The sequence below is a fragment of the Streptomyces sp. NBC_00820 genome (assembly GCF_036347055.1).
Classification (GTDB): domain Bacteria; phylum Actinomycetota; class Actinomycetes; order Streptomycetales; family Streptomycetaceae; genus Streptomyces.
In genome coordinates, this window is the sequence record NZ_CP108882.1 from 892,050 (window position 1) to 906,668 (window position 14,619).

General features: G+C 72.2%; 12 protein-coding genes. 1 reads left to right on the forward strand and 11 read right to left on the reverse strand.

Annotated elements, in window-relative coordinates; translation table 11 throughout:
• Positions 1 to 72: 72 nt before the first annotated feature.
• The 7 genes from OIB37_RS04185 to OIB37_RS04215 all read right to left on the reverse strand — a co-directional run bounded on the left by OIB37_RS04185 (position 73) and on the right by OIB37_RS04215 (position 7,542).
• Complete coding sequence (locus OIB37_RS04185) at positions 73 to 2,013, reverse strand: hypothetical protein (RefSeq protein ID WP_330456139.1); 1,941 nt, start codon at positions 2,011 to 2,013, stop codon at positions 73 to 75.
• The gene (locus tag OIB37_RS04190; protein ID WP_330456140.1) at positions 2,010 to 3,239 is read right to left on the reverse strand and encodes a M16 family metallopeptidase; all 1,230 of its coding nucleotides are present in this window, start codon (positions 3,237 to 3,239) and stop codon (positions 2,010 to 2,012) included. Before OIB37_RS04190 ends, OIB37_RS04185 begins: the two co-directional genes overlap by 4 nt.
• Positions 3,240 to 3,535: 296 nt before the next feature.
• On the reverse strand, positions 3,536 to 4,351 hold the full coding sequence (locus tag OIB37_RS04195; RefSeq protein WP_330456141.1) for an ABC transporter permease: 816 nt from the start codon (positions 4,349 to 4,351) through the stop codon (positions 3,536 to 3,538).
• The gene (locus OIB37_RS04200) at positions 4,348 to 5,127 is read right to left on the reverse strand and encodes an ABC transporter permease (RefSeq protein ID WP_330456142.1); all 780 of its coding nucleotides are present in this window, start codon (positions 5,125 to 5,127) and stop codon (positions 4,348 to 4,350) included. Before OIB37_RS04200 ends, OIB37_RS04195 begins: the two co-directional genes overlap by 4 nt.
• Positions 5,124 to 6,071 (reverse strand): ABC transporter ATP-binding protein, encoded by a 948-nt coding sequence (locus OIB37_RS04205; protein WP_330456143.1) that lies wholly within the window; start codon positions 6,069 to 6,071, stop codon positions 5,124 to 5,126. Before OIB37_RS04205 ends, OIB37_RS04200 begins: the two co-directional genes overlap by 4 nt.
• Positions 6,068 to 6,892 (reverse strand): hypothetical protein, encoded by an 825-nt coding sequence (locus OIB37_RS04210; protein WP_330456144.1) that lies wholly within the window; start codon positions 6,890 to 6,892, stop codon positions 6,068 to 6,070. Before OIB37_RS04210 ends, OIB37_RS04205 begins: the two co-directional genes overlap by 4 nt.
• A 365-nt stretch (positions 6,893 to 7,257) precedes the next feature.
• Positions 7,258 to 7,542, reverse strand: coding sequence for a hypothetical protein (locus tag OIB37_RS04215; RefSeq protein WP_330456145.1), 285 nt, complete (start codon positions 7,540 to 7,542; stop codon positions 7,258 to 7,260).
• Between the two features lie 480 nt (positions 7,543 to 8,022).
• Between OIB37_RS04215 and OIB37_RS04220 the strand changes: the two genes are divergently transcribed.
• On the forward strand, positions 8,023 to 9,405 hold the full coding sequence (locus OIB37_RS04220) for an MFS transporter (protein WP_330456146.1): 1,383 nt from the start codon (positions 8,023 to 8,025) through the stop codon (positions 9,403 to 9,405).
• Between the two features lie 65 nt (positions 9,406 to 9,470).
• Here the strand turns inward: OIB37_RS04220 and OIB37_RS04225 are convergent, their stop codons facing one another.
• From OIB37_RS04225 to lnt, 4 genes are all read right to left on the reverse strand, one after another.
• Positions 9,471 to 11,423 (reverse strand): helix-turn-helix domain-containing protein, encoded by a 1,953-nt coding sequence (locus tag OIB37_RS04225; RefSeq protein ID WP_330456147.1) that lies wholly within the window; start codon positions 11,421 to 11,423, stop codon positions 9,471 to 9,473.
• An 88-nt stretch (positions 11,424 to 11,511) separates the two neighbouring features.
• Positions 11,512 to 12,360 (reverse strand): 3-hydroxybutyrate dehydrogenase, encoded by an 849-nt coding sequence (locus tag OIB37_RS04230; RefSeq protein WP_330456148.1) that lies wholly within the window; start codon positions 12,358 to 12,360, stop codon positions 11,512 to 11,514.
• Between the two features lie 54 nt (positions 12,361 to 12,414).
• Positions 12,415 to 12,894: an NUDIX hydrolase gene (locus OIB37_RS04235; protein ID WP_330456149.1), complete on the reverse strand. Its 480-nt coding sequence runs from the start codon at positions 12,892 to 12,894 to the stop codon at positions 12,415 to 12,417.
• Between the two features lie 68 nt (positions 12,895 to 12,962).
• Positions 12,963 to 14,564 (reverse strand): apolipoprotein N-acyltransferase, encoded by a 1,602-nt coding sequence (gene lnt / locus OIB37_RS04240; protein WP_330456150.1) that lies wholly within the window; start codon positions 14,562 to 14,564, stop codon positions 12,963 to 12,965.
• Positions 14,565 to 14,619 lie beyond the last annotated feature (55 nt).

Consider the following 14,619-nt stretch of genomic DNA (forward strand, 5'->3'; position numbering starts at 1 on the left):
GTGGCGCTACGGACGGTTCGGGTCGGTGCGGCGTGGTGCGGGTGCGGGCGGGGCGATCACCGGACGAGCAGGTCACGGACCGGGGACAGGGGCGGCGTCCTCGAACCGCGCGGCCTCGGCCCGCGCGGCCTCGAACCGCTCCGGGTCCACCCGGTCGCTGTCCACCAGCAGATAGGCGCCGGCCGGGGTGAGCAGCAACGTGCCCGCCCCGCACTCGTGAGTGCGGGTGGTGGACTCGCCGGGGGACGGGATCCGCACCGGGCCGAGCGGCATGCCGTACCGGGTGCGGGCGGCGGGCGGCTGCCCGGGGGCCTTCCGCCGGGCGCGTTCGCGCTCTGCGAGGTCGTCGAGTGTCCGGGTCAGCGTCTCGGGGAGGTGGCCCAGCAGTCCGCCGCGCTGGTGGGCCAGTTCCAGCAGTTCGGCCAGTTCCGGAGCCAGCCGGTACTGGTCGGCGGTCGCCGTCAGCAACTCGGGGTCCGGCATCCGTGCGGGATGCAGCAGCAGACTCGCGTCGAGCATGTCCTTGGCGTTGAAGGGCCGTTGGATCCGTTCCTCGGCGAGTGCCAGCAGGTCGGCCAGCACCTGGTCCTCGGGCAGCTTCGCCCGGATCGGCAGGGCCGCCATGTCGCCCGCGTAGCCGAAGGTGGTGACCTCCACCCGCATCTCCGGGTCCAGCAGCGGGTCGGCGGGCTCCCAGTACGGCGCCGCCAGCAGGTGCCGTCCGGCGTCCACCGGCCGTCCGGGCTCCTCCAGCAGCGAGAGTCCCATGCCGGACACCGTCCGCTGGGACAGCACGGCGCCCACCACCCGCCACAGGGCGGCCTCGTCCGCCACGACGAGGTCCAGGTCGTTCATGGTCCGCACCACGTCGTCGGGGTACCAGCGGCGCAGCGACGGCCCCTTCACGGGGCGGACGCCCGGCTCGGCCCGTGTGCAGGTACGCAGGATCTGTTCGTACGTCTCCGCCCGTTCCCTGGCGCGGCGCAGTTCCTCGGCTGTTCCCGGACCGGGCTCGGCGCCCTCTCGCACGGCGAGCGACAGGGCCAGCGGCGCCAGGACCGGTGCGATACCGCGGGCCCGGCGCACCAGGGCCACCGGCGGCTCGTCCTCGTCCAGCTCCAGCAGGCCGTACAGCGTGGCGAGGTCGAACTCGGGAGGGGGCGAGGAAAGTTGGCGAGAGTATCGCCAGTACTCGTGGTGCGTCCGCCAGCCGTCCGCCGTCAGGGCGCCGACCACACGGTCCCCTCGCCCGCCACTCCAGTGGTGGATGACGTTGCCGATCAGCGGACGTCCGGCCGCCGCCGCCTTCTCGGCGCAGACCCGCACCAACGCCGTTGTGGCGGCGCGCCGTTCGGCCGGGCCCTCGATCAGGATGTCCACCAGGTTCACGAACGTCGTGCCGTCCACGTCGTCCCGGGCGTCGAGGAGCAGTGTGGCGTGGCCGAGCGCGACGCCGTCCTTGTGGGCGACGAAGGAGCACCGGTCCGGTGCCGCCATCACCTCGGCGGCCTGTTCGAGAGCCGTGCCGCGCTCCACGGGGTGGCCCTGGTCGCCCGCGCCCGTCTGGAAGGCGTCGGCGAGCCAGCGGGCGAGGTCGGAGGCGTCGTCGTCGTTCGCGGCGCGCACCGCGACACCGCTGCCCTCGACACCGCTGTCCGCGACACCGCTGTCCGCGGGACCGCCACCCTCGGCACCGCTGTCCTCGGCATCGCTGTCATCCGACTTGACCACGTATGTCAGCCGCCGGGTCCACGGGTCCGGCGGCGTGTGGTGGCCGGGGACGCGCAGCAGCACGGCGTCCGCGCCGGGGCACTCGCCGAGTACGTGGTCCGCGAAGGCGGTCAGCTGTTCCGGTGCCGTCAGCACGCCGGGGTCGAGGTGCTCGACGAGATACGACACCTCTCCGGTGAGCGCGTCGGTGTAGCGGTCGCCCACGTAGCCGAAGCCGCCCCAGCTGTGACGGACTCCGGCGCGTTGCGCGGCGGTGAGGAACTCGTCCAGTGCACTGCTCATGCGGCCTCTCCGTCCGGTCGGACCACGGCGGTCAGTTCCTCGCACAGCCGCGCCGCCGCGTCCCGGATGTCGTCGCCGGTGACCGCTTCCAGCGCCGCGGCGGAGTCCGCCCCGTCCGGCTCGGCGGCCGACGCCGCCCCGTCCATCGCGATGCGCTGCGCGTACGCGACCGGGTCCTCGGTGTCCATCAGCAGCGCCGCCACGGCCTGGCGCCGCGCGACGGCGAGGTCGTCAGGGTCCGGCCCGTGTTCGGCCAGGTCGGTCAGGAGACGGCGTACGAGTGCGAGCACGGCCGGGCCGTTCGCGGCCTCGGTGCCGACCATGACGCGCCAGGCCCCGGTGTCGCGGTAGGCCCGCGCCCAGGCGAAGAACATGTAGGCGAGCCCCTCTTCGCCTCGCAGCCGCCGGTACAGCAGGGATGCGGGGTTCGCGCCCAGCAGGTCCGCGAGGACCGTGTACACGTGCCGCCGTTCGTCGTGGACCGCCGGGGCCCGCCCGCCGACGGCGAGCCAGCAGAAATCGTCGTCCGGCCAGCACACCGCCAGGTCGGAAGCGAGCGGTTCCGGCGCGCCCGCGCCTTCTCCCGGCCAGGGCGGGTCCGCCGCCGGCTCGCCCAGCGGGGAGTCCGCCAGCGCCGCGCGCAGTTCCGCGTGCGGGGTGCCGCCCACGGCCGCGAGCGTCATCGGACGCCTCAGGAAACGTTCGCGGTGGGTGTCGAGCACCGTCTTGACGTCGGCGCCGAGCAGTTCGTCGCGGGTACCACCGACCGGCCGGCCCAGCGGATGTCCGGCGAAGATCCGGCCGAGGAACGCGTCCTGCACGACGTCACTGGGGTCGGCCGCCGCTGCGGCCAACTCCTGCAGGACGACCTTCCGTTCGCTCTCCAGCGCCTCTTCGGTCAGGACCGGGCGCAGAACCGAACGGGCGAGCAGTGCGGCGACCTCGGGGGCGTCCCGGTTGAGCACCCGGACCTGGAACAGCATGCGGTCCAGGCCGGTGGTCGCGTTGGCGCTGCCGCCGAGCCGCTGTACGTACTCGACGAGTGAACAGCCGCCGGCCGTCGGGGCCGACATCAGGAGATGCTCCATGAGGTGAGCGGTTCCGCCGCCCCCGGGCGGGTCATGGCGCGATCCGAAGTCCACCGCCAGGCACAGGCTGGTGGTGCGCCAGTGGTCCTCGGCACGTCCCAGCAGCGTCGCTCCGCCGGTCAGTCGGTACTTCTCCACGGATCCCGCCCTCCCCCCTCGTCGTCCATCGATCCCGGTCGTCCATCGATCCCGGTCGCCCGGCGCGGCAGGTGCCGCCGCGGACAAGTACGCCCGCGGCGGCACACGGATGGCGCTCGGTGACTTACGCCTTGTCGCCGACCTTCACCTTGTCCAGTCGCGGGCGAAGCCCGGTCGCGTGGTTGCGCTCCATCGAAATCCCCTCCTCTCCCTGTCCGTTACGGCCCGGCGGCAGGTAGCGCCGGGAGTCTGTGCGGCCGCAGCGGGGTGCGGCGCGTCCCGTGATGCCGGTGGGCTCACGAGGTGAACTCGATGGAACCGTCGCGCCGTCCGCGTTCGACGAGCCGGTGCACGGCGAGCACGGCCAGCGCCAGCCACCCGGCCCCCACCACCAGCCCCAGCGCGGCGGGACCGGCCACCGCGTCCGCCGAAGCGCCGGACAACAGGCGTCGTACGGCTCCGAGTTCATGGGTGAGCGGGAGAACGTCGGCGACCGCGCGTACCGGCCACGGCCAGAAGTCCTGCGGCACCTCGACGCCACAGATCGCCATCATCACGAGGAACGACGCGTTGGCGGCGACATTGCGCAGCGACGGGAAGCCGAGCACGACAGTCGCCACGAAGAGCCCGAAACAGTAGGTGGACACCGAGGCGCAGGCGATCAGCGGCAAGGCGGCCAGTGCCGTGCGTGCCGACAGGCGCACCCCGAAGGGCGACAGCAGCAGGCAGAAGGCGACGAACGAGGTGGCCGTACCGCTGAGCAGCCACTGCACACCCCGCCCGGACAGTACCCACACCGGATTCGCCGGGCCGGCCACCAGCAGGGGCAGCGTCCCCGACCGGCGTTCCCAGGCGCTGGAGGCGACCACCATCATCGCCTCGATCGCGCACACCGCGACCGCGTTGCCCACGACCAGGAACTTCGCGTCGGCCCCGGGGCCCAGCACGGTCGCCGAGACGGCGAAGAACAGCACCTGGCACACCATCCGGGCCAGCCAGCCGAAGGTCCATGACCACCAGGTGTGGATCGCCCGCAGATCCGCCAGGCCGTTGACGGCCCCGCAGCGCAGGGCCCGCGCCGCGGCGGGTACGGAGTCGGAAACAGTGTTCATACCAGGGCCACCGTTCCGGTAGCGCGTACCCGGGCCAGGACCGTACGGAAGGCGAGCAGAGCGACCCCGTACCAGACAAGACCGAGCAGTACGGTGGCCGCCAGCCGACCCAGCGGGTGGGGCACCGGCGCCGCCGCGACCGAGCGGCGCAGCAGGTCGGCGGACCAGGACAGGAAGAACAGCCGGCTCAGCGGCCGCACCCAGTAGGGCATCGCGCTGACGGGCACGGTGAGTCCGGCGAGCAGGTACAGCGGATAGCTCAGCGCGTTCTGGAACACCCGGGCCGAGCGTGCCAGCACGAAGCCGGCCGACATCAGACAGGCCGCGCACGTCAGGGCGAACGACGTCGCCACCGCCCCGGCGGCGAGCAGGAAGGGATGGTGGACGGGCGGCCAGTCGCCGGCCACCAGCGCCGAGGTGCACCAGCACTCCACGATGGCGGCCAGGCTGACCCCGGTGACGGCGGCGATGCGCGCGGTGGTCACCACCGCCATCCCGGCCGGGGCCGCCACCAGCAGTTCGAGCGTGCCGTCGAAGCGGTCCTGGGCGACCAGGTCGCCCGCGGTGAGCAGCGCCATGGTCCACAGCGAGATCAGTACCGGCACCACGACCGCGTACCCCAACGTCTCCTGGCGGCCGGAGTGTTCGGCCATCGCCGTGAAGATCAGCGTGTAGAGGGGAGCGGTGAACAGCGGTTGCAGGCTGCCGGGCGAGCGCAGCAGCAGTGTCGCCTGGAGCCGGAAGGCGGCCCGCGCGGCGGTGAACGAGCCGGTCACCCGCCCACCTCCATCCCGCGCCCTCCGACGAGGTCGAGATACATCTCGGCGAGGTTCGGCCGTACGACGGCGACACGGGTGACGTCCGCGTCCACCAGCCGCCGCAGTACCTCGCGGGCGCTGCGGTCGTCGTCGACGGCGATCCGCGCCACGGCGTCCGGGTGGTGTTCGATGCCCCGCACCCCGGGGAGGCGGCGCAGTTCGGCGAGGACGGCGGTGGGGGCGTCCACCGCTTCCACCCGCTGGTGCCCGGCGGCCCGTTCACTCAGGGTGCGGGGACTGTCGGTGGCCAGTACCCGGCCGCCGTCGATGAGTGTCACCCGGGCACACAGCGCCTCGGCCTCGTCCATGTCGTGGGTGGCCAGCAGGACGGTGCGCCGCTCTCGCCGCAGTTCCTCGATGATGGTCCTGAACCCGTGTGCCGCGACCGGGTCAAGGCCGGCGGTCGGCTCGTCCAGGAGCAGCACAGGCGGGTCGTGGACGATGGCACGGGCCAGGTGCAGACGCTGCTTCATGCCCCGGGAGAACGTCTCGGCCCGGTCGTCCGCGTGGCCGGACAGGCCCACCCGCTCCAGGAGCGTCGTCACCCGCGCATCCAGGACGCGGCCGCTCAACCCGTACAACGCACCCCAATAGCGCAGGTTCTGCCGGGCCGACAGCCTGCCGTACAGGCCGCGGTCGCCGCCGAGGGAGACTCCGATCAGCGACCGTACGGCGGTGGTGGCGGTGGCCACGTCCCGGCCCATGACGCTCGCGGTGCCGGAGGTGGGAAGCAGCACCGTGGACAGGATCTTGCAGAGCGTGCTCTTGCCCGCGCCGTTCGGCCCGAGCAGCCCGTGCACCTCGCCCTCCGGGACTTCGATGTCGATGCCGTGCAGCGCGACCTTCTCGGCGGACTTCCGGACGAACGTCCTGCGCAGGCCCCGGGTGCTGATGGCGTTCACTCGGCCGCCACCGCCTCGCGGTCTCGTACGGAAAGGTCCAGCCCGAGCCGCTCCAGCAGCCCGGAGCGGACCACGTTGCGGGCTGACCGGTCATAGACCGGCTGGAGTTTCTCCGGGGTTCCGTCGTAGCCGTCGGGGAGCAGCGCCTCGGGCAGGGTGGCCAGCAGCGGGAAGTCCGAGCCCCGACGGGTCCTCTCGGCGGTGGCGCGGGCGTGTTCGGCGTCGCGTACCTGGTTGAGCACATGGCCGCGTACGAGCCGCAGCAGTTCCGGCGCCACCATGTGCCGTACGCCGGCCAGCGCGGTGACATGCCCGGAGCGAGCCGCGTTGACCACGAGCATCACGGGCGGACCGGCGGAGACGGGCGCGAGGTGGTTGGCCAGATCGTGCTCGGGGTCCAGTTCGCCCACCGCGCCCGCGCCCTCGATCACCAGCTGGGCCGCCGGTCCCTGGCGCAGCGCCTCCTGCACCGCGTCGGCGCACCTCGCGTGCAGCCGGGGTGAGATGCGGTGCAGGTCGATGCTGTCCTGCCCCCGGATGGGGACGTCACCGGCCGGAACACCGCACAGGAACAGTTCGCCTTCGTGGCGCCGCTGCGGGTCGGGAACCACCGTGACCGGGTTGTGCCACCACTGCGGACGGACGCGGGCTGAACCGCAGTTGTGCAGTGCTCCGCGCAGCGGGGCCGGCACGTCCGGATAAGCCGGATCGTCGGGATCCACCACGGCAACGGCCTTGAAGGGCTTGACCGGAACTCCGCGATCGGTGAGTGCGCGCAGGATGCCGCCGGAAACGCTCGTCTTACCGGAGCCCGCGGACACCCCCAGTACGGTCACTCCCCGCCATCGCGTATGCAACAGCCCACCCTTTCGCCGCCGGACGCCTCGTTGAAGAGACTCTGGCAGTCGGTGGCAGACGCGTGAGGTACGGCGGATATACGTCCTGCATATTCCCCGTCCATGCGGGCTCAGCGCCGCGGTGGGCCGGACGTAGGCGCGAGGGTGGGGGCTTCAGGCGATCGACACACCGGTGACGTCAATGTCCGCCTCGACCCGGACGCCGGCAGGAGCAACCCCGCGCAGCCCTTCAGGCGTCGCGAACACCCCTTATTGCAGCGAGGATTGCGCCTCTGCCTTCAGCTCGGAGCCGAGGAATGGGGGCGGCACGTACTCACCCGCGCCCGATGTCAGTGACCCGAACCGGACGGAAGCACCGCCAGTGCCTCGTGAACGTCCACCGATCGGCATGCACCGGTAGCGCTGTGCACCGCGATGCAATTGGGGCCATAGAGGTAGTACTTGTCATCGCCGGTGGTGATGTAGTCAACGGACTGGTAGAAGAAATAGAAGGACCCACCCTTCGGGATCTTGGCCCTGCCCTCCTGGATCAGGGCGACATCGCACTCCCATCCTGCGGACTCCTGTCGGAGAAATCCGGCCGCGAGCTGCTCCGCCTGCTCCATCGTGTACATCAGTTGGTCCTCAACAGCTTGAATTTTTCGAAAGGCGTGAGATTGACGAATCCGGCCTGCAGATCGACGAACAGCGCCCAACCCTGATAGTTGACATTGAATACGTGAAGGCGCGTGTGGGTGCGGCTTCACACCTCCCAGAATATTCTTCCTCAGAGCGCCGCACGGGCTCTCCAGGTGTTCCCCGGACTCGTCGATCAGTTCGCGGAGGGGACCCGGAACCGCCGGGGGTGACGACCCGGGTCAGCCGGTCCTCGGCGTCCCAGGTGCAGCGCTCGTCGCGTATCTCCCAGGCGCCGGCCGCGTTCGCCGCGCCGCCGCCGATCGAGTCTCTGACTTGGGCTCAGAACCTCGGCATGGGGGCCGCACGCACACTCTCACCCCGAACTATGGTGTCCCACCACATGTGCGCCTGACCTGCGGGTTTCTACGGTGTGCCGACACACACCCGTCCCCACCGCACACGAGGAAGTGGCGCACATGGCATCCCCGAACACCGCTCCCCCGCCTTCGCCCCCGGCGAAGCTCCCCCGCATCGTCGCCGCGAGCCTCATCGGCACCACGGTCGAGTGGTACGACTTCTTCTTGTACGGGTCCGCCGCGGCCCTGGTGTTCAACAAGCTGTTCTTCCCGGGCTCGGACCCGCTCGTGGGCACGCTGCTGTCGTTCCTGACGTATGCGGTCGGGTTCGCGGCGCGGCCGATCGGGGCGCTGGTGTTCGGGCACTACGGTGACCGGCTGGGGCGCAAGAAGCTGCTGGTGCTGAGTCTGCTGCTGATGGGCGGGGCGACGTTCGCGATCGGCCTGCTGCCCACGCACGCGACGGTGGGCAGCGCCGCACCGGTCCTGCTGACGGTGCTGCGACTGGTGCAGGGCTTCGCGCTCGGTGGCGAGTGGGGCGGTGCAGTCCTGCTGGTGTCGGAGCACGGGGACGCGCGGCGGCGCGGGTTCTGGGCCTCGTGGCCGCAGACCGGCGCGCCGGCCGGGCAGTTGCTCGCGACCGGTGTGCTGTCGCTGCTCACCGCCGTGCTCTCGGACGAGGCGTTCGGCACCTGGGGCTGGCGGATCCCGTTCCTGCTGTCCGGTCTGCTGGTGGTCGTCGGCCTGTGGATCCGTCTGTCCGTCGATGAATCGCCCGTCTTCAAGGAGGCGTTGACGCGGGCCGAGTCGCGGAAGGAAGGCGACAGGGAGAAGCTGCCGCTCGTCTCCGTGCTGCGCCACCACTGGCGGGACGTGCTCGTCGCGGTGGGTGCCCGGATGGCGGAGAACATCGGCTACTACGTGATCACCGCGTTCGTCCTCGTCTACGCCACCACGTCCGCCGGTCTCTCGAAGCAGAGCGCGCTCAACGCCGTCCTCATCGCCTCCGCCGTGCACTTCGCCGTGATCCCCGCCTGGGGCGCCCTCTCCGACCGGGTCGGCCGGCGCCCCGTGTACCTGTTCGGCGCGGCGGGCATCGGCCTGTGGATGTTCCCGTTCTTCTCGCTCGCGGACACCGGGAAGTTCGGGTACCTGGTCCTGGCCGTGACGGTCGGGCTGGTGCTGCACGGCGCGATGTACGCGCCCCAAGCCGCCTTCTTCGCCGAGATGTTCGCCACCCGGATGCGCTACTCCGGTGCCTCCATCGGTGCCCAGTTCGCCTCCGTGGCGGCAGGCGCGCCCGCCCCGCTCATCGCGACGGCCCTGCTCGCCGAGTACGACAGCTCCACGCCGATCGCTCTGTACGTGATCGCGGCCGCGCTGCTGACCCTGGTCGCCGTGGGCGTGGCCAGGGAGACCCGGCACCGGGACCTCGCCGACGTGGGCGCGCGGGACGGGGAGCATGCCGGTGAGCCGGAGGCGGCCGGGGCCCGGTCCGTCTGACCGACGAGTCGAGGCACCGTCCCCTGTGTGCCGGCCGGTCCTCGCGCGCCTCGCGCGGGGGCCGGTCAGCGTCGTCCCGGTGCCGCCAGCCAGTGCAGGCGCAGGGCCAGTTGGATCTCCAGGGCACGGGACGGCGTCTGCCAGTCCTCGCCGATGAGCCGGCCCACCCGCTCCAGTCGCTGGGCGACGGTGTTCACGTGCACGTGCAGGGCGTCCTTGGTGCGCGCCGGGCTCATCGCGCAGGCGAAGTAGGCGTCCAGGGTGCGCAGCAGTTCGGTGCCGCGCCGTGCGTCGTACGTCACGACCGGGCCGATGGTGCGGTCGACGAAGGCGCCGATGTCCCGTTCGCCGGCGAGGAGCAGGCCGAGGAAGCCGAAGTCCTGGGCCGCCGCGCCGTCTCCGCCCCGGCCCAGGAGGTGCAGCGCGTCCAGGCAGCGGCGCCCCTCGGCGTAGGCGGCGGTCACCGCGTCGGGGTGGGCGGCCAGGTCGGTGACGGGGGCGGAGGCGCCGACGGTGACGGGCCGGTGGACGGCCGTGCCGAGGTCGCGGGCGGTGCGGCGGGCCACGTCCGTGGCGGTGTCACCGGCGCCGAGCGGGAGCAGCAGGACCGTGCCGCCGTCGCGGGCGGAGGCGAGACCGTGCCGGGTGGCGGCGAGGTGGGCGGCGGCGGCTCCCAGCCTGCGGCGGGCGGCGGCCTCCTCGTCGGCGTCGGCCGCGGGGCCGTCCAGGCGGGCCGCGAGGACGACGTGGGTGGCGTCCAGGTCGGCGTGCAGCCGGTCGGCGCGTTCGCGCAGCAGGCGCGGGTCCCGGTCGTGGGCGTCCAAGAGGTCGTCCAGCAGCTCGCCCTGTACTCGCTGTTCGGCCTCGGCCGCGGAACGGCGGGCGAGCAGGAGCAGCGAGGTGACCATCGCCGCCCGTTCCAGGGTGCGTTGGTCGACGGGGTCCAGACCCGGGTGGCCGTGCAGGACCAGTGCGCCGAGGAGTTCACCGCCGGCGGCCACCGCGGCGATCCAGTCGTTGCCGTGCCGTACGGCGTGCCCCTCGGCGCGGGACGCCTCCAGAGCCCCGGCCGGCGCTCCGTCCGTCTCGGCGAACTCGACCGTGCCGTCGAGCACTTCGGAGACGGCAGCGGCCACGTCGTGGACTCCGCCGCCGCGCAGGACGAGTTCGGCGAGCCGGTCGTGCACGTCGGAGGCGCGCTCGATGACGGCGCTGCCGTCCCGGATGATCGCGTTGGCGCGTTCCAGTCCGGCCAGGGCCGAACGGGTCTCGGTGAGCAGGTTGGCGGTGTCGATGGCGGCCGCGGCGAGTGCGGCGAAGGAGCCGAGCAGGGCGATCTGCGCGCGTTCGAAGACCCGGGCGCGCCGGTCCGCGGCGAAGAGGACGCCGATGACGTGCGGGCCGAGCATCAGCGGGACACCGAGGATCGCGACCAGACCCTCGTCGCGCACACCCGCGTCGATGGTGAGGGTGTGCTGGAAGCGGGCGTCCTGGAAGTAGTCGTCGGTGACGTACGGCCGCGCGGTCTGCGCGACGAGACCACCGAGCCCCTCCCCCATGCCGAGACGCAGCTGCTGGAAGCGGGCGGAGACGGAGCCCTCGGTCACCCGCATGTAGGTGTCGCCGCGTGCCGGGTCGTTCAGGCTGAGGTAGGCGATGTCGGTGCCGAGCAGGGAGCGGGCGCGCTGCACGATCGCCGGGAGGACGGCGTCCAGGTCCCTGAGCCCGGCGAGGTCGTGGGCGGTCTCGAAGAGCGCGGACAGCTCGGCCTCCCGGCGGCGGCGGCCCTCCAGCTCGGAACGCACGCGCAGCGCGAGGAGCTTGGCGTGCTCCAGGGCGGCGATCAGGTCGGCCGGGCGCCCCTCGGCGCGTGCGAGCAGCACCGGCTGTTCGTACGCCTCCACGGAGGCGTCGCGGGCCAGCAGCTGGAGGTAGGGGACCTCCGCGCCGGCGTCGGACGTCTTCGTGGCGTTCCGGGTGGCGGGGCGCCCGGCCGGCGGGACGTGATCGCGAGACATGGTCACAGGATTCCGCATCGGCCGCGCGGCCCGTCAGGCCTGTGGAAAACTTCCGGATCCGGGTCCGGGTCCGGTGCCGCGGACCCGGTCAGTGGGCCGTCCATCCGCCGTCCATCACCAGTGAGGTGCCGGTGACGAAGGACGCCTGCGGGCTGCACAGGTAGGCGACGCTCTCGGCGACCTCCTCCGGTTCGATGAGCCGTCGTACGGCGCTGTCCTTGAGCAGGATCTCGGTCAGGACGCGTTCCTCGGGGATGCCGTGCGCCCACGCCTGGTCGGCGATCTGCTTCTCGACCAGTGGGGTGCGCACATAGGCGGGGTTCACACAGTTCGAGGTCACGCCATGGGGTGCGCCTTCGAGGGCGGCTGTCTTGGAGAGGCCTTCCAGGCCGTGTTTGGCGGCCACATAGGCGGACTTGAAGGCCGAGGCGCGCAGACCGTGAACGGAGGACACGTTGACGATCCGGCCCCAGCCCTGCGCGTACATGTGCGGGAGGGCACCGCGGATGAGCCGGAACGGCGCCTCCAGCATCACGGTCAGCACGGTGTGGAAGACCTCGGGCGGGAACTCCTCCAGAGGGCGGACGAGTTGCAGTCCGGCGTTGTTGACCAGGATGTCGGCGCCGGCGGCGGCGCGTTCGGCGGCGTCGAGGTCGGTGAGGTCCAGGACGTGCGGGACGACCGCTCCCGCGAGGCCCTCCGCCCGCTCGGCCAGTCGTGCCAGTTCGGCCAGTCCGGCCTCGTCCCGGTCCACGGCTCTCACCTGGGCCCCTGCGGCCGCGAGCCGCAGCGCGCAGGCGCGGCCGATGCCGCCGGCGGCCCCGGTGACGAGGGCGGTACGGCCGCCGAGGTCGAGGGAGAGGGCGTGTGGAGGGGAAGGGAGGGGGTGTGAGCCGGGCACGGGGCCGGACGAGCTCGACGAGCTGGACGTGGTCATGGGGCGACCATAGGCGGGCCCCACACGTCACCACATGTGGCGTCGGCCCACACTTCAGTCAAGACTCATAGGGTCAAACCATGTGGGTCCCTCGGACATGGCCTGCTTGATCCGGAAGCGCCCGAACTCGTTCAGGTCGGGCAGCGCGTCCACCTCGAACCACCCCACCTCCAGCGACTCGTCGTCGTTGACCCGTGCCTCGCCGCCCACGGCCCGGCAGCGGAAGGTGATGTCCATGTACTGGCAGACGTCGCCGTTGGGGTACGTGACCGGCTCCAGGGCCTGCACCAGGACGACCCGCTCAAGGACGCAGCGCACCGCCGTCTCCTCGAAGACCTCCCGCACGGCACAGGCGGCGGGCTGCTCGCCCGGCTCCGGGATGCCACCGAGCACCGACCACTTGCGGGTGTCGGTCCGCCGGTTCAGCAGGACCCTGCCGTCGTCGTCGAACACGACCGCGGTGACCCCGGGGAGCCACAGCAACTGGTGGCCCGCCGAGGTCCGGAGCGTACGGATGAATTCAGGAGTTGCCATGAGCCCGACCCTAGCGGCCCCACCGGCCGCCCCCGTTCCCGTTCAGGGGGCGTACGGCGGTCGCACGGCTACGAGTCTCCGGCGCGCCGGCCGCGCATGCCGGCGCCGATCGCCCAGCCGAGCCCGCCCGCGGCGACCAGCACCAGCGCCATCTCGGGCAGGATGCCCAGCCGGGTCGCGGGCGTCTCGGAGGAGCGCAGCGGCACCTTCTGGACCAGGTAGGCGGGCACGAACATGCCGGTCTTCCGGGTGACCTTCCCGTCGGGCATGATGACCGCGCTCACGCCGCTGGTCACCGGCACGGTCACGGTACGGCTGTGCTCGACGGCCCGGATCCGGGACATGGCGAGCTGCTGATAGGTCATCTCGCTGCGGTCGAAGGTGGCGTTGTTGCTCGGCACGGAGATCATCCGCGCGCCGTGCGTGACGGTGTCCCGTACGGCCCAGTCGAAGGCGGCCTCGTAGCAGGTGGCGAGGCCGACCTTGGTCCCGTCGATGTCGAACACGCCCGGCTTGGTGCCCCGGCTGAAGTCCTGGTGGACCATGCTGGTCCAGTTGCCGTTGATCGCGCCGACGAGGGAACGCAGCGGGAGGTACTCGCCGAACGGCTGGACCTGGCGCTTGTCGTAGGTCTGGACCGGCCCCTTGTCCGGGTCCCAGAGGACCTGCTCGTTGAGCAGCTTGCCGTCGCGCTCGACGACCGCGCCGACCGAGATGGGCACACCGATCTCCTCGGCCGCGCCCTCGATGACGGTGGTCGCGTCGGAGTCGGCGAAGGGGTCGACGTCCGAGGAGTTCTCGGGCCACAGCACGAAGTCGGGCTTGGCGACCTTGCCGGCCTTGACGTCGGCGGCGAGCTTGAGGGTCTCGCGCGCGTGGTAGTCGAGCACGGCCCGCCGCTGGGCGTTGAACTCCAGCCCCGAGCGCGGCACGTTGCCCTGGATCACCGCGACCGTCGCGGTACCGTCCTCGGCCTTGTCGCTCACCAGCGCCCGGGCGGCGACCGCGCCCACGACGGGCACGACGACGCTCAGCAGCGCGGCGGCCGCGGCCGGGCGCCGGACGGTCCGCGTACGGCGCCGCTCGGCGATCAGCCGCCCGGCCTCGTACAGGCCGAAGCCGCACAGGACGACTCCGAAGCCGAGCACCGGCGTACCGCCCACCGCGGCGAGCGGCAGGAAGACGCCGTCGGCCTGCCCGAAGGCGATCTTGCCCCAGGGGAACCCGCGGAACGGCGCACGCGCGCGCACCGCTTCTCCGGCGATCCACACGGCCGCCGCCCACACCGGCCAGGCCGGCAGCCTGGAGACCGCGGCGATGCCCGCGCCTACCAGGGCGACGAAGACGGCCTCGATGGCGACCAGGGCGAGCCAGGGGCCCGGACCCACCTCTACACCGGTCCACACCAGCAGCGGCAGCAGGAAGCCGAGCCCGAACAGATAGCCGAGGCCGAGGGCGGCCTTCCAGCCACGGCCGCGCAGCACCCAGGCGAGGCCGGCGAAGGCGGGCAGGGCCAGCCACCACAGGGCGCGCGGCGGGAAACTGACGTAGAGCAGCACGCCGCAGAGCGCGGCGGCGACGGCCGGGACCAGACGCAGCATCCGGCGGCCGTGCGCTGACGCCGGCCTGAGCTGATCCTGCTGGTCCGCGGAGGTAGTGGTGACGGTCACCCGGGGAGTGTACGGCCGCTGACCTCGGCCCCGACAGCGCGGTCCGTGCGCCGGG